The 333-nt window shown below is 70.3% G+C and carries 1 protein-coding gene; it reads right to left on the bottom strand.

Annotation, left to right across the window (positions count from 1 at the left end; all coding sequences use genetic code 11):
* A partial coding sequence (locus PGX04_RS23605; RefSeq protein WP_273740744.1) for a DUF58 domain-containing protein occupies positions 1-333 on the bottom strand: 333 nt, incomplete at both ends.

The following is a 333-nucleotide window of genomic DNA, read 5'->3' as shown; positions in this document are numbered from 1 at the left end:
CGGCGACGGCCAGCAGTCCCAGCAGTTCGCGGTGGTGTTCTCGGCCGTCTCCCGGCTGCTGCGTCTCGTCGGGAAGGCTGAGGCCGACCGGCGCGCCTCGCTCGAGGAGAACGGTGACGACGCTTGCGGTGGCCGCCGCCCACTCATCGTCGCGGTCGGCGAGCTCGTCGAATCGGCGCGAACGGCACTCCGCGGCGACCGTGACGGCTCCGACCGTCTCGTCGTCGGCGTACTCCGTGACGACCAGTTCGTCGTCGGGGCGCTTGGCGGCGGTCTTCCAGTGGACGTCACGGAGCGGATCCCCGCGTTGGTACTCTCGAAGGTGGTCGAACT

The organism is Natrinema soli (assembly GCF_028618695.1).
Note: the sequence above shows the minus strand (reverse complement) of the source record. Positions and strands in the feature narration are given on the sequence as shown.